Here is an 18,382-nt window from a genome sequence, read left to right on the forward strand (position 1 = left end):
GGCAGCGGCGTGAGTACTGGCAACGATGGTTCAGCCACCGCAGGCACTGCGGTGAGTATCAGTGTACCTGATACGGCGTCCGATGCTACTGTTGCCACGGGAGTGTTGACTACGAGTACTGATGCGGTTATTTCTCAGGTTCTCACAGGGTATGCGGCGATTGATGAAACGCAATGGCAGGTTGGCAGTTCCCTGGATAGCAGCAGCAATGACGAGTTAGGTGTTCTTGGTGTACACACTCTTCATGATGAGTTATGGGCAGGATAGATTAGCGAACCAATCACTGGAGGTGTGGGTGCCTGAATAAAAGAGGTTCAGACACCCGAGAGTAATAAATAATTCGACAACAACTCAGGAATTATTGCTTGGAATAGACACAAGAAATGACTTCCTTGCCTTCCGGAGATTGCGAAGTGATGGTCATGGACAATTGATTGTCTTTGATCGCCAGGGTGCCTTCTTCATAGCCCATCATATTGAAATCAAGCGCGGGTGAGCGCAAAACATACACGACTTTCAACAACAGAGCTGAATAATTCTGTTCCCATTCCAATACGGTGTGCATAAAAACAGTAGCTGCCTGTTCGGAAAGAGCATGAGTCTCTAATGTTTCGGTTGAGAAGTGCAAGCCATCGATGGTCAGGCCAAAATCATCATTGGCGATAACCAGTGTATCCCTGTCATCATCGTTGTCACACTGACCCACCCAGGTTCCAGCAAAGTCAGCGAGGTGTTTATCGCCTTCATTGTTTCTGACCTGTTGAGTTGACTTTAATGATTTTTGAACCGGTGCTGGAATAAATTTTTGGAAAAAGTTTGCAGAAAATAAAGGATTACAAATGACCAAACCGCCTGCAAACAGCATTGCAGTAAAAGACTTCTTGCCCATAATGACTCCCGAGGTTATTTTGCCAGGACATTCTAGCAAAACGCATTCACTTGTCAATTATATTTAATATTTCAATAAGTTATAGAGGAATGAATCAGGCTGGCTGGCATAGAATGCTGTTTTCAGGCGGTTGATTTTAACCCTGGCTTGGTGATTTTTTGCAAACGATTTAAACTAATCATACGGTGTTATGAACGGTAACAGTGGTTATGGATGAGTCGATGGAACATTTCGAGCAGGCCTTAATCAATGCAGACGATGTCTTGGGATGCGATGAAGCCTTAAGGCATTTTTTGGCTAAAAAGGGGATCACCACGTTTTCATTTACTTATTACGCATACAATCCTGTTGCAGTCAATCAGTTAAAATACGACACTTGCTCCGCCAACTTTAAATCCTGGCATGATCACTACCTCGCAGAAAGTTACAACAACATTGACAATACCTTGCGCTATACCTATAACAATCAGTTGCCGGTGTATTGGAACTTAAAGCAGCAATTGCGGCAGGCTACTTCGGACTCCGAACGGCAAATGCGTCTTGATTCCATTGCGTTTGGCGCAGAATGCGGCTTGTCCATCCCCATCCACGGCGCCCATAATAATTTTGCCATTTTGTTACTGGTTCAAATGCAGGGCCAGCACTGCGGCCTTGAGCAACCAACTCGCCAATATGAATTCATGGTGGCCGCTCAACTTTATTACCATTACCTGCAAACGCATTTATTTGAGCAGGTCAGCGAGCAACAAAGCTTTAAACTCACTCAACGCGAAATTCAGTGCCTGCTGTTGATCGCCCGTCAATACTCTGTAAGGGAAATGGCACAAGCCCTGGAATTAACTGAAAGAACAGTCAATTTTCATATCCAGAAACTGAATAAAAAGCTTGGCGTTAAAAACAAATACCAGGCCCTGACCAAAGCCATGACCCTGCAGTTGTTGCCCCTTTAATACCCCTGTTAGAAATGACAGTGCTCAAAATGGTTTCTCTAGGTATAAAATTTATGCAGTTATAACCAAGGGGCTATTATGAATCCATTTAAAAAGTTATTAGTGACTGCGATCACTGTGCTTCCTGTCTATGCGCATGCTGATTTAACCCTGTATACCACGAGTTGGTCCATGTATGGGCAGAACCCTTATGAATACGATGGCGCCTACAAAAATAACCAGCCCTACGGGCAACTGAAATACGTCAGTAACCCGGATATGGTGGCTCAATTTAACAAAGCCGATGTTGTTGTCTGGAGTTTTATGCAGGTATGGAATTCCAATGATCCAGAGCAGGCCAAATACGCTATTCCAAAACGCTGGGATGGCTTGATGCACTTTGATGATTTGTGGGCTGAATTGCCGCTCGAAGGCTCCTGGATAAGCAATTTACCTCCAGAAACCAAAGCGTTCCTCACGTTCTGTAAAGGGAATGAGGGAGCCTGTTCTGCCGTTCAGACCAATGGCAATACGGGTGCAAAAGAGCTGTTTAATTACACCGATCAAAAAGGGGTAGGGCAACTCAACAGTTTTGGTGCGTTTATTAATTCCGATAAATTCACTGCCAAACGCATCATTGCCATCGGCGGCGCCAATACTTTGGAAAACAAGGCAGTCAGTACCGCGACCTACGACGCTATTTTTGCCAATCAGGATAAATTTTTAACTCAATTAAAATCCTGGATGACGAATTTTAAAAACTTAAAAGGGGTCGACTACGATTTTGAGCCGCCTATTGACTTACAGACAGGTGGTCAGCTTCCACCGGATTCACGCACATTAAGCGATTACAAAAAACTGTTTAACCTCATTAAAGCCAGCCGCAGTAAATTAGGCAATGACGCGTATATCTCAGTCACTATCACCGTCAATAAAGACTATTTAACCGCCATCGATCAATCGGTGGAAGGCGGATGGTTTAAAACGATAGCGCCTTATGTCAACAGCGTGAATTTAATGACTTATGATTTGCATGGTCCGTGGGGACATGACAGCGACCCCTACACCTCCTTGCACGCTTATCTGATACAGCCGCAAAGCCAGCACAAGAATGAGTTTGCCATCAATTATGGGACGGATGAAATCACTCGCCAGGTTTTGTCGTATGGCATGCCGAAAGACAAGTTGCAGGTCGGTATCGCGGCCTACGGGCGAGGCTATGCCGGGGTTGAAGCGGGCGAGAATGCCAGTCAGCCAGGATTTGAGCAACCGTGGACAGGGGCAAGTCATTTTCCCACAGCCTATACCAATCAGGATGGCATGGTGCCGTATAACAGCATTGATAAGCTCATTAAGGATTTAGGTTATCAAACGTATTCAGTCAATGCAGAAGACGATGACGGCAATCCGGTAGTGGCTGGCGCCTACCTTTACAGTGACAAGGCAAAACAGTTTGTCGGGTATCAGTCGCCTCAAACCGTCAAGGCCTTGTGTGCGTTCATCAAGAAAACGCAACTGAAAGGAGCCATCATGTGGAGTGCGGACACGGATTTATCCGTCTTTAACCCCAACAGTCTCGTGGCTGTTTACAAACAGAATTGCCAATAAGACTATCCCGCGCTCTCTCTCAAAGGAGCGCGGGATCCCCTATTTTGAGATGATTTGATTAGCTGTCCTGGGAGTCTTCTCTTCCAGAAGTTGAATGACCGCCCCTATAGCTACCGGCTTCGAGAAATAATAACCCTGAACCTTATCGCATTGATGTTGATTTAGAAACTGAATTTGATGTTCGGCTTCGACACATTCGGCCACGACAGACAGGCCAATGGCATGAGACAGATTAATGATGGAACTGACGATGTCGGAGTCCACTTTGTCTCCTGGGACATTCTTAATCAGAGTCGGGTCGAGTTTTAGAGTATCCAGAGGCAGTTGCCGCAGGTAATTCAATGATGAAAAACCTACCCCAAAATCATCCAGTGTGATTGAGACTCCCATTTCTTTAAGCTGCAGGATAATTCGCTCACTGTTTTCCATGCTGCGGATTAATGAATTTTCGGTGATTTCAAACTCAAGCTGTTTGGCGGCCACTTGCGTTTTTTGGATTATGCTTTGTACAGTTTGAATAAAATCATATTCTTCCAGCTGTTGGGATGAAAAATTCACGGCCAGTTTGATGGGATGGTTGTATTTTTTGATGCTGTTTAAGAACTGTTTGTATTCCGTGCAGGCGAGCTCAAATGCTCGCTCTCCCACGGGTTTGATAAGCCCGGTTTCTTCGGCGACAGGCAGGAATTGATTGGGGTAGAGTATGCCGCCGTCATGGGACGGCAGGCGCAATAATGCTTCGATGCTGACCATGCGTCCGGTGCGTAAATCGTATTGCGGTTGGTAGTGCAGAATCAATTTGTCCTGTTCCAGTGCTTCGCGTAATAGATTTTCAATGTCCAGCTTATCCTGCAGGCGATGCACCATGTCATAATTAAAAAACTGGTAGTTGTTGCGCCCCGCTTTTTTGGCACAATACATGGCAATGTCAGCATGTTTGATTAAAGCCTGTTCATCGGTGCCGTCATCCGGCCACATACTGATGCCAATACTCCCGGTGACAAACAATTTGTGCTCTTCAATCATTACGGGCTCATTGAGTTTTCTTAAAATCCGTTTGGCGACTTTGGTAGCCCCCACGCTGTCAGTGACCCGTTTTAGCATGATAATGAATTCATCCCCACCCAATCGGGTGGCAATATCACCGGCCTGAATGACATTACTGATGCGTTTGGCAATAATTTGCAAAAGCATATCGCCAATTTTATGCCCCAATGCATCATTAATTAATTTGAAGCGATCCAAATCGAGGAATAACACGGCCAGCTTGGCTTGTCCGGCGGTATTGCTGAGCCAGTCCTTCATGCTGAACAATAATTGCTGGCGATTGGCGAGGCCGGTCAATGGATCATAGTAGGCGATTTGCTCAAGCTCGATGTTTTTTTGCTCCAGTTTGTTTCTGGCCATGCGAAGGTTAATCAGGTTATTAATCCGGGCCTTGAGTTCCTCGGCGGCAAAGGGTTTGGTAATGTAATCCTGAACGCCGCTGCGCAGTAATTTCAATCGAAATTCTTCATCGTTTTTAGCTGTGAGCAAAATCACAGGGGTATCGGCCAGCTCTACCTTCTGGCGTAGATTTTCAATTAATTCTTCACCGCTCATCCGAGGCATCATGGCATCGGATAAAATTAAATCCGGCTTGTGGGCTACGGCTTTATTAAAACCTTCCAGCCCATCCGTGGCGGAGATCACATAAAAATCAGTGGATAATACCTCCGCAATGAAACGATTCATGTCAATATTGTCTTCAACGACAAGCACGGTCGGTTTTTCACTCATGTTGATTTGGACTTCGACTTGCTCTGTAGACTTAGCCACCGGTTTCAATGACAACACGGTGGATTTACTCATCTCATCCAAAGCCGGATCGTAGCTGTCTAATGACGCTCGGCCCACCGACATGCCCTTGGGTGCGACTAAGGGCAGTTCCACAATAAATTCAGCTCCGCCCGCTTTGGATTCTTTAACAAAAACCTTTCCTTTCTGCAGTTCAACAAAGTCTTTGACAATGGCGAGGCCAAGGCCGGTACCGCCATGTTTGCGCGTCTCGCCGCCTTCGACCTGACTGAAGCGTTCAAAAATAACATCATACAATTCTTTGGGAATGCCCGGGCCGTTATCACATACACTGATGATGGCTTTGTGATCATCCTGGGATACCTTGCAAACGATCAAACCATGTGCTGGTACAAATTTAAACGCATTGGATAAAAGATTAAGGAGGATATGCTGCACTTTTTCCGCATCAATTTCAGCAATCAGAATAGGCGGGCTTTGGACATTAAAATGAATGCCTTTGTCTTCTGCCAGGCTGTTAAAATTCTCGGCAATGACGCGAACTAATTTCGCCAGATTGATTTCCTGATAATTAAGCACCATTTTCCCAGCATCAAGTTTGGCTATATTGAGCAAATCATTCACGTGTTTTAACAGGATATGGGCATTGTTGCTGATGATTTCCACGGGTTTATGCATGGATAAGGGCAGGGATGGATCCCGTTTCATTTTCTCCAGGGGTCCCAGGATCAGCGACAGCGGGGTTCGCAGTTCATGACTCATGTTAGCGAAAAATTGCGTTTTTAAATGGTTTAATTCTTTAAGCTGCCTGTACAACACCTCCTGTTGGTTTTTCTTTTGTTCAAGCTCTTTGATCGCAGCCCGTAATTGCTTGTTGGCTTCCTGAATTTCCTGGGCTCTTAAAAAAATTTCCATCTGCATGCGTTCTGTACGGCTACGCAGTTCCTCGGTCAGTTTATTTTGCTCGGTTCCTGCCTGTTGCAGGTGGACAAATTCAGTGACATCCTTGACGCGATGGATGATGTAGAGCAACTCATTGTCTTGATTGAGTACCGGCACATTCATGGGACTCCAGTAACGCTCTTCAAAAGCCTCATCCGACTCAGGTATACGGATATCGTATTTTTGTACCGCCATAGTGTCTGGGGTTTTGTTTTGCAAAACCCGCTGCAACGAAGCACGAAGGTTATTGACGCCGGTGGGGCTGGGCTCATTGGGATTATCCGGGAATACATCAAAAATATAACGACCAAGGATTTGCTCCCTGGTTACCAGCGTGGCTTTTAGATAGGCATCGCTTGCAGCGATAATATTGAGCGCACTGTTCAGAACCAGGTACAAGTCAGGAGTGGATTCAAACAAGACTTTAAAATCCAGAGGTTCTTTCAAATAATTTGACATCGTTCAACTCCTCCGTGAGTTTATGCAACGCCAATGTACGCATAGGCTTTTGAATCTGACTTAAGCAGAATTATCTCTATTATATAATAGCCTTTTTTTAGTAAAATAGGGGGTAATATGCCCAAAAAATGACGATTAGTGAGGTTTTTATGCTTTACACGCCAAAAAAATGGTTATCTTTTGGTAATGTTTGCGTTAAAAGGTAAAAAAACCCGTAAATAGGCAAAAAAATAAGAAAAGGGGCATTAAATCGACAATTCTTCTTTGATCAACTCGTCAATGGATAAGTCTGCCTGCTCGCTGGATAATTCACGCCTTAAAACCTGAAGACGGTGCACCATCGCCCTGGCCATGTCCTGATCATGCAATAATTCATTAATGAGACGTGCAAGCTGGGTTGGATTGCAATCATATTGTAATAATTCGGGCACGATCATTTGATTTTTTAACAGGTTACACAGGCCTAAGTATTTCACCTTTATCAATTTGGTGGCTGCGATGTAGGTTAGCAGAGAGGCTTTATAGATGATGCACATGGGTTTCGCCAACAAAGCGCATTCCAGGGACGCGGTACCGGACGCAACAACCACACAATCACTGCAGGCTGCTGCATCGATCGCCTGCCCCTCAAGAAAGGAGACAGGCACCTGGCTATGGGAAAAATACGAACGAACCAGGGATGCATCGATGGTTGCCGCAATCGGAATGACAAAATGAACATCATTAAACTGCCTGCCAAGCTGCTCAGCGGTCTTTAAAAGCACAGGCATGTGCCGGTCAATTTCATTGCGGCGACTGCCTGGAAGCAGCGCAATCAGGCGCTTATCAAGTGGTAAATTCAGGGACATTCTGACCGATGCCAGGTTGTCATAGACGGGTATTTTATTGACCAGTGGATGGCCAACAAACGAGACGGCTACATCCTCCTGTTGATAAAGTTTTTTTTCAAAGGGCAAGATGACCGCCATGCGATCAACGCATTCCCGGATAGTGTGGATGCGATTGGCCTTCCAGGCCCAGATTTGCGGACTGATGTAATAAACAATGCGCAAGCCCAGAACCCGTTTGGCAAAGCGGGCCAGGCGCAAATTAAATCCAGGGTAATCAATGAGAATAAGCAAATCCGGCTGAACCGTTTGGAGGTGGGTTTTGATTAATTTCCAGGCTTTTTTGATAACCATGAAATGGCGGACCACCTCCGTAATGCCGGTGACTCCGAAACTGGCTAAATCGCTAATCACATTCACCCCGGCCTGCTGCATGTGGCGGCCGCCTATGCCGCTCAATTCAAGGGTGGGATCCCAGGCAAGGAGTTTGGACACAAGCTTCGCGGCATGGGCATCCCCTGACTCTTCACCAGCAACAATGACAACCTTTTTAGGCTGTGGACTATTCATCTCAGGTCGCTAGGCGGGAAAGAATTAATGAGGTAATCTGAGTGGCCGTAGCCAGTGCGTTGCGGCCGTCAAGCCCCGTTACCAGCGGTGTACTGTTTTCTTTAATGGCACTGACAAAGGATTTGATCTCTTCCAGCAGGGCATCGCTTTTTTCAAAGGTGAATTCCTCACAAACCACATTCGGAATACCGGGAAACATTTCGTCCTGACCTTTACGAAACAAAGCAAACTGTTTGGCATGGTAATCAATCGAGATGTAGCATTCAGGCTGAAAAATACGCGTTTTACGTTCGGTTTTAAAACTGATTCGGCTTGCTGTGACATTAGCGACACAGTGATTGGCGAAAGTGATTCTGGCATTGGCAATATCAATGGCCGATGAAAGCACGGGTGCACCATGGGCATCAATGTGAACAATCGAGCTTTTAACAATGGATTGAATCAAATCGATATCATGGATCATCAGATCCAGGATGACATTCACATCGGCGCCTCGCGGAGTAAACGGGGCCAGACGTTGCGATTCAATGAACAGTGGTTTAACCATGTATTTTTGCAGAGCAATGTGCGCGGAGTTAAAGCGCTCCAGATGGCCGACCTGCAGCTTCACCTGATGCTGTTCAGCCAGGGCGATGAGTTCATCGGCCTGTTCAATGGTTTCGGTGATGGGTTTTTCAATGAGGACATGAATGCCGCGGCTTAGGCATTGCTTGGCAATCTCATAATGATGCGTGGTGGTGGCCGCGATACTGACAGCATCCACCTGACCCAACAGCTCGGTGAAATCGTAGTAAGCAGGTACACCTAACTCCTGGGCAACGGCATCGGAAGCGGTTTGATTCACATCACAGACAGCCACCAGTTCCACATCGGGCAGCATCTTGTATTTTTGAGCATGGAATCGACCCAGGTAGCCAACCCCAATCACGGCACATCGTAAAACACTCATGGTCTATAGCGTAGAAAAATTTGTGCGCATGATCGCATTTCCTGGGTGATAAATCAATTTTAAATGGGTATTATTGCCAGTCTTTCTACCCAGGGATACGTAAATGGAAAATTATAGTGCGGGTGTCGATGAAGTGGGACGAGGACCCCTGGCTGGTCCGGTTGTAACCGCTGCGGTGATTTTGAAACGGCCGCTGGATGGATTGACTGATTCAAAAAAATTGACGCCTAAAAAAAGAAAAACATTGGCAGAACAAATCAAAGAAGAAGCGGTTTGTTTTGCCTACGGGAGAGCCGAAGTCAGTGAAATTGACGAACTCAATATCCATTGGGCAACGTTGCTGGCCATGAAACGGGCAGTGGAGGCATTGACGATTAAGCCAGCCAAAGTATTGGTGGATGGTCTGCACAAACCCAAAATTGACATTCCCTGTGAGGCCATTGTCCAGGGGGATTTATTGATTGCAGAAATCAGCGCAGCATCGATTCTTGCAAAAGTCTCGCGTGATGAGGAAATGGAACAGCTGGACAGCGTCTACCCGGGGTATGGCTTTGCTGTTCACAAAGGGTACTCTACGGACATGCATCGCCGTTTATTGCTTGAATTGGGACCCTCGCCCATTCACCGCAAATCCTTCGCGCCTGTGACGGAATTATTGGTTGAACAGGCGCTAAGATAAGGCCGTGAACAGGATACGATGCGAACTGATGGACATCAAAATGCCGAAGCTGGCTAAAAAAGTCACCATGGCCGTTCCGCCATAGCTGACCAGCGGCAATGTGATGCCTACCACGGGCAGTATACCCGTCACCATGCCGATATTGACGAAGGCCGATAAAAAGAACGTCATGGCCAGACTGGCGGCCAATAGCCGGGTAAAACTGGTCTGAGCCTGACGGGCAATGTACAGGCCGCGCAAAGACACCAGAATAAATAACAGGATTAACAGCGTGCTGCCGACAAAGCCAAACTCTTCACCGCTCACTGCAAAAATAAAATCAGTGGCATGCTCTGGTAAAAAATTAAGGTGCGACTGACTCCCTGCCAACCACCCCTTGCCAAAAGCACCGCCTGAACCAATGGCGATTTTCGATTGAATGATGTGATAACCTGATCCAAGCGGATCCTGTTCGGGATTTAGCAGGGTGTAAATACGCTGGCGTTGGTAATCGTGCATGACATGCCACAGCAGGGGAGCTGATAATCCAGCTAAAACCAGGAGTACTAGCAGAATACGAAAGCTGATGCCGGCCATAAAAATGACGCTTAAACCGGCGAAGACAACCATAATGGCCGTTCCCAAATCGGGTTGTTTGGCAATTAACAACGCGGGAACAAAAATAATGACAGCGGCAATCAACAGGTTTTTAGTGTCGATGGGGATGGGCTTGCGATCAAAGAACCAGGCCGCCATCATCGGTACCGCCAGTTTCATGATTTCAGAGGGCTGAAAACGAAAGATGCCCAAATCCAGCCACCGTTGCGCGCCTTTACCGATTTTACCAATCACCATAACTGCCAGCAGCAGCGCCAGGCCCACACCGTAAATCCAGGGTGTCCAGATTTTATATTTATGGGGAGGAACCATGGCAAAAACCATCATAATCCCGATGGCAAAGGAGAGACGCATCAGCTGCCTTAACACCATCCCCAGGTTTTGATTAGAGGCGCTGTAAAGAATCAGCATGCCAAAGGCGATTACCCCTAACAGTAAACCCAGCAAGGGCAAATCAACATGGATGGCTTTACTGGTAAAGCGATAGACGGGGCGGGCTTGTCGTTGATTCATGATGGGGATTCGCTCTTCTTCATCTCAAAATAGGCATCCAGGACTTTACGTGCCACGTTGGAAGCCAAAACGTCATTTTCAACCATGACTGCAATGGCCACTTCGGGGTTTTCAACCGGCGCAAAGGCAATGAACAGGGAGTGATCGCGCAGATGTTCAGGGATCACCTGGTTGCGGCGTTTTTCATATTGCCGTCCGCCAAAAACCTGCGCAGTTCCTGTTTTTGCCGCCACGGAATAGGGAGGGTTGCGGCCAAACCGGTATCCGGTGCCTTCATTACTGGTAGTCACCGCATGCATGGCATCAATGATAATGTCCCAGTTGGCTTCCTCGTTGAGTTTTACCGTCTTCTCTTTGATAGTCTGATAGGGATGCACTTCGCCTTTGTCGCTTTGTACGGATTTTAACAGTAAATGGGGTCTGTAACGCTGACCGTGCTGGCTCATGGTGGCCACGGCATTGGCCAGTTGGAGCGGAGAAGCCAGCATAAATCCCTGGCCGATGGCGGTAATCAGCGTGTCGCCAGGATACCAGGAAATGCCTTTTGTTCGTCTTTTCCAGGGTGCGCTTGGCAGAATACCCGGCGCCTCTTCATGAAGGTCGACCTGAGTCATCTGGCCAAAACCAAACTGGCTCAGCATTTTTTCAATTTCAGCAATCCCCAGTTTGTGGCCGAGTTGATAAAAATAAGTGTCGCAGGAGACCGTAATGGCCCGTTTTAAGTTAATGACTCCATGGCCGCCTTTTTTCCAGTCCCGGTAGGCATGGCTTACACCGGGCAAACGGAACCAGCCTGGATCATACACACTGAATCCGGTATCGATCACTCCCTTTTCAAGCCCTGCCAGTCCGACATAGGGTTTGACGGTGGAGGCCGGGGGGTATAATCCCCGTACTGCGCGATTATAAAGCGGCCGGTCGCGGGTGTCCGAGAGCTTCTGGTAATCGACTGATTTAATGCCGTTCACAAACACATTAGGATCATAACTCGGTGAGCTCACCATGGTCAGGATATCCCCGTGACGCGCGCTCATGACCACCACGGCGCCGCGCTTATCCTTCATGGCTTCATAAGCGACTTTTTGCAGTCGAATATCCACCGTCAGGTAAAGCTTCTCACCGGAAACCGGGTTTTGTTTGTTCAATACGCGAACGGTTCGGCCGCTGACATCGGTTTCAACCTGCTGGTAGCCCACCTGGCCATGCAGGATGTTCTCGTAGTATTTTTCAATGCCGGATTTGCCGATAAAATTGGTGGCGCGATAGTTCGTGCTGTCGACCTGTTTAAGCTCCTGCACATTGATGCGGCCGACATAGCCGAGAAGGTGTGCTGTCACTTCTCCTAAAGGATAATAACGCATTAAACGCGCCTTGATGCTGACGCCGGTGAACTGGTATTGGTGAATGGCAAAGGTGGCCACTTCTTCCTGGGTTAATTTCAATTTAATGGGGATAGGGACAAACGAGCGGTTCTGTCTGCGTGTACGCTTGAAATTATCAACATCCTCGTCGCTGATCGAAGGCAGCAGTTGCCTTAACCGGGCGATGGTGCTGTCCATGTCGCTTACCCGTTCCGGGATGATTTCAAGAACATACACGGGAATATTTTCGGCAAGGACTACGCCATTTTTATCGAGAATAATTCCTCGCGGCGGAGCGATGGGAATGATGCTCATCTGATTTTTTAAAGACAGGGTTTCATAGCGTTTGAATTCGGCAATTTGCAGATAAGCCAGGCGGATTAACAGGACGGCAGACAACAGAACAACAAAAATAATGAGTACATTCAGACGAATGCGATGAATTCGGATTTCCTGGCGATCATTTTTTACAGGATTATTCAGGCGCATCGTTCGTGACTACTCGGATTAATGGGGTAACTGGACTGCCATACATGGTAACGGAAAACTTCATTTGTGGTAAGGGTGATTGTTATTTATTGCAAAGGCACGATAGATGGTTTCAAGCAATAAAATCCGTACCAGCGGATGCGGCAGCGTTAACCGCGATAAAGACCAGCGCTCCTGACTGAGAGCCAGGGTTGCAGGGGATAAGCCTTCAGGGCCGCCAATGATAAAACAGAGGTGGCTGTGGTTTTGCTGAAGCAGGTTCAGTTTAACCGCCAGTTTTTCGCTGTCAAAACTGTCGCCTTCAATCGCCAGGGCGATAACCCGCGCGCCAGAAGGTATGGCGCCATGGATTAACTGCGCTTCTTTATCCATAATGCGGGCCAAATCAGTGGCCTTGGTCCTTTTGGTCAGAGGAATCTCGACAAGGGATAAACTGACAAACTCCTGAAGCCGTTTGCTGTATTCCTTCGTCGCTTCATTAACCCAGGAAGGCATTTTACTGCCGCAGGCAATGACGGTCATTTTCAGCATAGGGGAGCCTTAAGCGGTGCTATCCTGCCACAGCCCTTCGAGGTTGTAGAAGGCGCGGCTGTCGGGCTGCATGACGTGTAAAATAAAATCGCCAAAATCAACCAAAGCCCATTCACCGGCCTCAATGCCGTGGGAGCCGATGGCTAACAGGCCGTCGGCCTTCATTTTTTCCATCACCGTCTCGGCAATTGCCTTGACATGGCGGGATGAGCGGCCACTGCAAACCACCATGTAATCCGTGATGGCCGTTTGCTGCCGCACATCAAGGACATTAATATCAATGGCCTGCATTTCGTCAAGAATATGCAGGAGTTTTTCAAGTTCTGCAGGTTGATTAGCCATAGTCATGAACACTTGTTTCCAAAAGGCGTTGGATAATATCAGTAAAATCAAAAAGTCTCAAAGAGATTGACGGCAATTGACTATTTTTCATGATTGTTCCTTGATAACAAATGCTTTATCAGCAGATTAATCATAAAACAGGCAAGCGTAGCCGCTGTCAGAATAAGTAACAAGTGAGTAAAGCTTGTTGCATAATGGGTTTTCAATTCAATGACCGATCGAATGCCGGGATTAATCGCCGTCAGGATGGCCAGTTTACCGGAGAGATAACCCCCGATGCCCAGTGAGACGAAAAAGATGCCCATCATGGTGCTGACCTTGCGTCGGCTGGCTAAGACTGTGATCGCCGACAGTCCAACAGGGGAAAGCAGCAATTCAGCAATCGATATCATCAGATAAGCCGGGATAAAATAAAGCGGCGAAAGCAACGCCTGCGACGTGCTTTCCCGGCTGACGAAAGTAATTAAGCCATAAGCCAGCCACATGAACAGCATCGCCAGGAGAAATTTGTTGCCGGTTCGCTTACCGCTTTGTACGCTGTTCAATTGCGGTTTGCTTCGCGCAAGAAAATAACCAAAAACCAGCATGCCGATGCTTTGAATGCTGACATAATAGGGCGGGGGAAATTGAATCCCGAGAAACGTCGGCTCCACAACCCGGGCAATGAACAGCGTCAGGGACATAAACATCTGAAAATAAAAGGCCCAGAACATCACTGAGACAATGCATAGCAGGCCAATCACCAGCGTTTGTCGACCCTGTTGCGGTGATTCCCGTTTGACAGTGGTCAAAAGATAAGCCAGGGACAGAACCACAACACCTAAAAAGGCAATGTCAGCAAACCGGGGATACCATAAAATGCAGAACGAGAGCAGCCACAATAAAAACATCATGCCCAGGGCATTCATTATTTTCACAGGATGGTATTCAAACGGGTGATAATCCTCAATGCGATACCGCTTAATGCCAAAGGCAAACACAGCAAAGGCGATGATCATGCCAAAGGCGGCGCTGGCAAAGGTAACAGACCAGCCAAAATAGGCGTTTAGATAGCTGGGCAGCGTGGTGCCGAGAATAATTCCGGTGGTGATGCCCATATAGAACACGGTAAAGCCGCTTTCCCGTTTGGGTGAATCAACCGGGTATTCATTGCCGAGCAGGGAGGAAATATTCGGTTTCAGTAAACCGGTACCCACTGCAATACCCGCGAGGGCAATCAGCATCGCTGATTTGGACTGAATGAGGGTTAACAGCGTGTAACTTAAAAAAAGAAAGACAGCACCGGACAGCACAGTGTTTTTTTGCCCCAGCAAATGATCCGCAATCCAGCCGCCAATGACCGGGGATAAATAAGTCAGGGCTGTAAAGGAGCCGACTAAAGCGTAGATGTGTTTATCATGCCACTGGTAATGGCTGGCTAAGTAAAGCGCTAACAGGGATTGGACAACATAAAATCCATAGCGTTCCCACATTTCTGTCGCAAAAAAAACACGGAGGGAGGCAGGGTGTTTGACATTCGTATCCACGATGACCTTATTTTAGGCAAAGATGCTTAAATACTATCATAGTAAAAAAATAAATTGCAGCGTTATGACAGGAATAATTCACGACGGCCCGGCAGTAGTGTAGACTAGCGGTGGTAAATGCAAGTGACTGTTTTTTAGTCGTTCTTTGGATGGAATTAATTATGACTATGACACGCAAGGCACGCCCCGTCAGAGCGCCACGGGGAAATGTGCTTCATTCCCGCAACTGGCTTACCGAAGCCGCTCTCAGAATGCTGATGAACAATCTGGATCCGGAGGTGGCTGAAAACCCCGATGAATTGATTGTTTATGGCGGTTTGGGCCGCGCTGCCAGGAATTGGTCCTGTTTCGACAAAATGGTCGAGGTCTTGAAAGCGCTGGGCGAGGACGAGACCCTGCTGGTGCAATCGGGTAAGCCGGTGGGGGTTTTTAAAACCCATGTTGATGCACCGCGTGTCCTTATGGCCAATTCCAATTTAGTCCCCAAATGGGCCACCTGGGATCATTTTAACGAGCTCGATAAAAAAGGCCTGATGATGTATGGGCAAATGACAGCCGGCAGCTGGATTTATATCGGCTCCCAGGGCATTGTTCAGGGTACCTATGAAACCTTTGTTGCAGCAGCCAGACAACATTACCAGGGCGATTTAAGCGGCCGCTGGATTTTAACTGCGGGATTAGGCGGCATGGGCGGCGCACAACCGCTGGCGGCCACCATGGCTGGAGCCAGTATGCTGGCTGTTGAATGCGATGCCTCACGGCTTGAAAAGCGGCTTTCTACCCGTTACCTTGATAAATACACGGACAATCTGGATGACGCTTTGCAATGGATTGAGGCGTCCTGCCGGGATAAAGCCCCCCTGTCAGTCGGTTTGTTAGGTAATGCTGCTGACATTTATCCTGAACTGCTCAAGCGAGGCCTCAAACCGGCAATGGTCACTGATCAAACGAGTGCCCATGATCCCCTGAATGGTTACCTGCCGCAGGGATGGACGCTGGAACAGGCGATTGAAATGAGAAAGGCGGCTCCTGCAAAGGTCATTGCTGCGGCCAAAAAATCCATGGCGGTGCAGGTGAATGCCATGCTGGGCTTCAGACAGCAAGGCATCCCGGTCTTTGATTACGGCAACAACATCCGGCAAATGGCGTTTGAAGAGGGGGTCGAGGAGGCGTTTGCCATTCCGGGGTTTGTGCCGGCTTACATCCGGCCGCTGTTTTGCGAGGGAATAGGCCCATTCCGCTGGGTGGCTTTGTCGGGTGAAGCGAAAGATATCCATGCTACGGACAAAAAAGTCAAGGAATTAATACCGGACAATCCCCATCTTCATCGATGGCTGGACATGGCTCAGGATAAAATAGCCTTTCAGGGATTGCCGGCGCGCATCTGTTGGGTTGGATTAAAGGATCGTGCGCGTCTCGCTCTCGCTTTCAATGACATGGTCAGGCACGGGGAGGTCAGTGCACCCATCGTGATTGGCCGTGATCATCTGGATTCGGGTTCTGTCGCAAGTCCTAACCGGGAAACCGAAGGCATGCTGGATGGCAGTGATGCCATTTCAGACTGGCCCTTGCTGAATGCGTTGCTCAATTGTGCCAGTGGCGCGACCTGGGTCAGCATTCACCATGGCGGTGGTGTCGGCATGGGTTTCTCCCAGCATGCCGGAGTAGTTATCGTCGCCGACGGCAGTGAAGCAGCGGCGCTTCGTCTGCAACGCGTGTTGTTCAATGATCCGGCGACTGGCGTCATGCGTCATGCGGATGCAGGTTATGAGCTGGCCCGTCGTTGCGCGAAAGCCAACCAGTTATGGCTGCCCATGATGGATGAGGAGAGCATTGCCCATGACTGATTTTTTTATTTTGAAACCGCGGCAGATGACCCTGGCGGATTACCATGATCTGATTAAAAGCGGCCGCCCCTGTAAGCTGGATGATGCTGCCCTGCCGGGCATACAGGCCTCACAGGGTACTGTCCAGGGTATTGTAGAGAAAGGGGATACCGTCTACGGCATCAACACCGGTTTCGGTTCTTTGGCTAATCAGACCATCAGTCAGCCGCATCTTAAACAGTTGCAGCGCAATATTGTGTTATCCCATGCCTGCGGCACGGGCGAATTGCTGGACGATGAGTTGGTGGCTTTAATGCTCCTGCTTAAAATCAACAGCCTTGCGCAAGGGTATTCCGGGGTCAGACTTGAGCTGATTGAAGCCCTGATTCGTCTCTACAATCATCGGGTTTATCCATGCATACCGGCAAAAGGGTCCGTGGGTGCTTCCGGTGATTTGGCGCCGCTCGCCCATCTTGCTCTGCCTTTACTGGGCGTAGGGGAAGTAAGACATCAGGGGAGAATCGTAAGTGCAGTGGAAGGGCTTCAAATCGCCGGCCTTGACATAATGGAGCTGGCGCCCAAGGAAGGCCTTGCCCTGCTGAACGGCCTTCAGGCTTCTACGGCCATTGCGATGCAGGCCCTGAACGTGGCAGAGCGGTTATTCGCTGTGGCGGTTCTTACCGGCAGCCTGTCGGTTGATGCAGCCTGCGGCAGTGATGTGCCTTTTGATGAACGCATCCAGGTTGCCCGCGGCCATGAGGTACAGCGTGAGGTTGCCATGCACTACCAGACGCTGCTGAAGGGCAGTGCCATTCGCGAGTCGCATCGTGATTGCAAACGGGTTCAGGATCCTTATTCCCTGCGTTGCCAGCCGCAGATTATGGGGGCTGTGCTTCACCAGATACGATTTGTTGCCGACACACTCCGGGTGGAAGCCAATGCCGTTTCAGATAACCCCCTGGTGTTTCCCCGAGAGGGGGATATCCTCTCTGGCGGTAATTTCCATGGCGAAATGATTGCCATGGCCGCCGATAATCTTGCGCTGGCGATAGCGGAAATCGGGGCTAACTCCGAGCGGCGGATTGCCCTGTTAATTGATTCTCATTTCAGCGGCCTGCCGGCCTTTCTAGTGAAAGAAAGCGGACTTAATTCAGGCTTCATGATCGCACACGTGACCGCTGCTGCCTGCGCCAGTGACAACAAAGCGCTGGCGCATCCTCATTCTGTAGACAGCCTGCCAACATCGGCCAATCAGGAGGATCATGTGTCCATGGCCACGAACGCAGCCCGGCGTCTGCAGATGATGAATGACAATACCGCGACGATCCTGGCTATTGAGTTATTGGCAGCCTGTCAGGGACTGGAGTTTCATAAACCGCTCATCACGTCGCCGCCTTTGCAAAAAGTGTATGACAAAGTGAGGGCTTGTGTACCGGCTTACGAGCAGGATCGCTATTTTGCTCCGGATATTGCCATCATCAAGGAAAAAATTCTAGGCGGCGAAATCGGCTGGGATTTAACGCAAAGGGATTGGCTGAAGGGATGAAC

At 48.4% G+C, this 18,382-nt stretch carries 15 protein-coding genes; 6 read left to right on the plus strand and 9 right to left on the minus strand.

What is annotated here, in order from left to right:
- The coding region (locus Lrub_RS14895; RefSeq protein WP_058530571.1) for a hypothetical protein at positions 1-267 on the plus strand (267 nt) is incomplete at its 5' end.
- Positions 268-358: 91 nt separating this feature from the next.
- Here Lrub_RS14895 and Lrub_RS02175 read toward each other — a convergent pair.
- Complete coding sequence (locus Lrub_RS02175) at positions 359-889, minus strand: hypothetical protein (protein ID WP_133134073.1); 531 nt, start codon at positions 887-889, stop codon at positions 359-361.
- Positions 890-1,110: 221 nt separating this feature from the next.
- On the opposite strand from Lrub_RS02175, the gene Lrub_RS02180 reads away from it, so the two are divergent.
- A complete protein-coding gene (locus Lrub_RS02180) occupies positions 1,111-1,839 on the plus strand; it encodes a helix-turn-helix transcriptional regulator (protein ID WP_237760734.1) in 729 nt (242 codons plus the stop codon).
- Positions 1,840-1,917: 78 nt separating this feature from the next.
- Positions 1,918-3,426 carry a glycosyl hydrolase family 18 protein gene (locus Lrub_RS02185; RefSeq protein ID WP_058530574.1) on the plus strand — a complete coding sequence of 503 codons (1,509 nt, stop codon included), beginning with the start codon at positions 1,918-1,920 and terminating at the stop codon, positions 3,424-3,426.
- Positions 3,427-3,465: 39 nt separating this feature from the next.
- Here Lrub_RS02185 and Lrub_RS02190 read toward each other — a convergent pair whose 3' ends face one another.
- The 3 genes from Lrub_RS02190 to Lrub_RS02200 all read right to left on the minus strand — a co-directional run bounded on the left by Lrub_RS02190 (position 3,466) and on the right by Lrub_RS02200 (position 8,970).
- Entirely contained in the window at positions 3,466-6,624 is a 3,159-nt protein-coding gene (locus Lrub_RS02190) for an EAL domain-containing protein (RefSeq protein ID WP_058530575.1), read from the minus strand.
- A gap of 245 nt (positions 6,625-6,869) precedes the next feature.
- Positions 6,870-8,021, minus strand: a complete 1,152-nt coding sequence (gene lpxB / locus Lrub_RS02195) for a lipid-A-disaccharide synthase (RefSeq protein WP_058530576.1) — start codon at positions 8,019-8,021, stop codon at positions 6,870-6,872.
- A gap of 1 nt (position 8,022) precedes the next feature.
- Entirely contained in the window at positions 8,023-8,970 is a 948-nt protein-coding gene (locus Lrub_RS02200) for a Gfo/Idh/MocA family protein (RefSeq protein ID WP_058530577.1), read from the minus strand.
- A 103-nt stretch (positions 8,971-9,073) separates the two neighbouring features.
- On the opposite strand from Lrub_RS02200, the gene rnhB reads away from it, so the two are divergent.
- Positions 9,074-9,649 (plus strand): ribonuclease HII, encoded by a 576-nt coding sequence (gene rnhB / locus Lrub_RS02205; protein ID WP_058530578.1) that lies wholly within the window; start codon positions 9,074-9,076, stop codon positions 9,647-9,649.
- Here rnhB and rodA read toward each other — a convergent pair.
- The 5 genes from rodA to Lrub_RS02230 all read right to left on the minus strand — a co-directional run bounded on the left by rodA (position 9,641) and on the right by Lrub_RS02230 (position 15,008).
- Entirely contained in the window at positions 9,641-10,759 is a 1,119-nt protein-coding gene (gene rodA, locus Lrub_RS02210) for a rod shape-determining protein RodA (protein ID WP_058530579.1), read from the minus strand. The two genes, rnhB and rodA, sit on opposite strands and share 9 nt — an antisense overlap.
- Positions 10,756-12,609: a penicillin-binding protein 2 gene (mrdA, locus tag Lrub_RS02215; RefSeq protein ID WP_058530580.1), complete on the minus strand. Its 1,854-nt coding sequence runs from the start codon at positions 12,607-12,609 to the stop codon at positions 10,756-10,758. Before mrdA ends, rodA begins: the two co-directional genes overlap by 4 nt.
- 60 nt (positions 12,610-12,669) lie before the next feature.
- Positions 12,670-13,140, minus strand: coding sequence for a 23S rRNA (pseudouridine(1915)-N(3))-methyltransferase RlmH (gene rlmH / locus Lrub_RS02220; protein WP_058530581.1), 471 nt, complete (start codon positions 13,138-13,140; stop codon positions 12,670-12,672).
- 9 nt (positions 13,141-13,149) lie between these two features.
- Positions 13,150-13,482: a ribosome silencing factor gene (gene rsfS / locus Lrub_RS02225; protein ID WP_058530582.1), complete on the minus strand. Its 333-nt coding sequence runs from the start codon at positions 13,480-13,482 to the stop codon at positions 13,150-13,152.
- A gap of 80 nt (positions 13,483-13,562) precedes the next feature.
- Positions 13,563-15,008, minus strand: a complete 1,446-nt coding sequence (locus tag Lrub_RS02230) for a peptide MFS transporter (protein WP_082651417.1) — start codon at positions 15,006-15,008, stop codon at positions 13,563-13,565.
- A gap of 167 nt (positions 15,009-15,175) precedes the next feature.
- On the opposite strand from Lrub_RS02230, the gene hutU reads away from it, so the two are divergent.
- A complete protein-coding gene (hutU, locus tag Lrub_RS02235) occupies positions 15,176-16,855 on the plus strand; it encodes a urocanate hydratase (RefSeq protein ID WP_420324338.1) in 1,680 nt (559 codons plus the stop codon).
- Positions 16,848-18,380 (plus strand): histidine ammonia-lyase, encoded by a 1,533-nt coding sequence (gene hutH, locus Lrub_RS02240; RefSeq protein WP_058530583.1) that lies wholly within the window; start codon positions 16,848-16,850, stop codon positions 18,378-18,380. Before hutU ends, hutH begins: the two co-directional genes overlap by 8 nt.
- Positions 18,381-18,382: the final 2 nt, after the last annotated feature.

It is taken from the genome of Legionella rubrilucens (assembly GCF_001468125.1).
GTDB classification, from domain to species: domain Bacteria; phylum Pseudomonadota; class Gammaproteobacteria; order Legionellales; family Legionellaceae; genus Legionella_C; species Legionella_C rubrilucens.

What these genes read in the sequence shown, in the direction of transcription:
- lpxB (WP_058530576.1), bottom strand. Translation starts at nt 8,021, where the DNA reads ATGAATAGTCCACAGCCTAAAAAGGTTGTCATTGTTGCTGGTGAAGAG.
- rnhB (WP_058530578.1), top strand. Translation starts at nt 9,074, where the DNA reads ATGGAAAATTATAGTGCGGGTGTCGATGAAGTGGGACGAGGACCCCTG.
- rsfS (WP_058530582.1), bottom strand. Translation starts at nt 13,482, where the DNA reads ATGGCTAATCAACCTGCAGAACTTGAAAAACTCCTGCATATTCTTGAC.
- Lrub_RS02175 (WP_133134073.1), bottom strand. Translation starts at nt 889, where the DNA reads ATGGGCAAGAAGTCTTTTACTGCAATGCTGTTTGCAGGCGGTTTGGTC.
- hutU (WP_420324338.1), top strand. Translation starts at nt 15,176, where the DNA reads ATGACACGCAAGGCACGCCCCGTCAGAGCGCCACGGGGAAATGTGCTT.
- Lrub_RS02185 (WP_058530574.1), top strand. Translation starts at nt 1,918, where the DNA reads ATGAATCCATTTAAAAAGTTATTAGTGACTGCGATCACTGTGCTTCCT.
- hutH (WP_058530583.1), top strand. Translation starts at nt 16,848, where the DNA reads ATGACTGATTTTTTTATTTTGAAACCGCGGCAGATGACCCTGGCGGAT.
- rlmH (WP_058530581.1), bottom strand. Translation starts at nt 13,140, where the DNA reads ATGCTGAAAATGACCGTCATTGCCTGCGGCAGTAAAATGCCTTCCTGG.
- Lrub_RS02180 (WP_237760734.1), top strand. Translation starts at nt 1,111, where the DNA reads ATGGAACATTTCGAGCAGGCCTTAATCAATGCAGACGATGTCTTGGGA.
- mrdA (WP_058530580.1), bottom strand. Translation starts at nt 12,609, where the DNA reads ATGCGCCTGAATAATCCTGTAAAAAATGATCGCCAGGAAATCCGAATT.
- rodA (WP_058530579.1), bottom strand. Translation starts at nt 10,759, where the DNA reads ATGAATCAACGACAAGCCCGCCCCGTCTATCGCTTTACCAGTAAAGCC.
- Lrub_RS02190 (WP_058530575.1), bottom strand. Translation starts at nt 6,624, where the DNA reads ATGTCAAATTATTTGAAAGAACCTCTGGATTTTAAAGTCTTGTTTGAA.
- Lrub_RS02200 (WP_058530577.1), bottom strand. Translation starts at nt 8,970, where the DNA reads ATGAGTGTTTTACGATGTGCCGTGATTGGGGTTGGCTACCTGGGTCGA.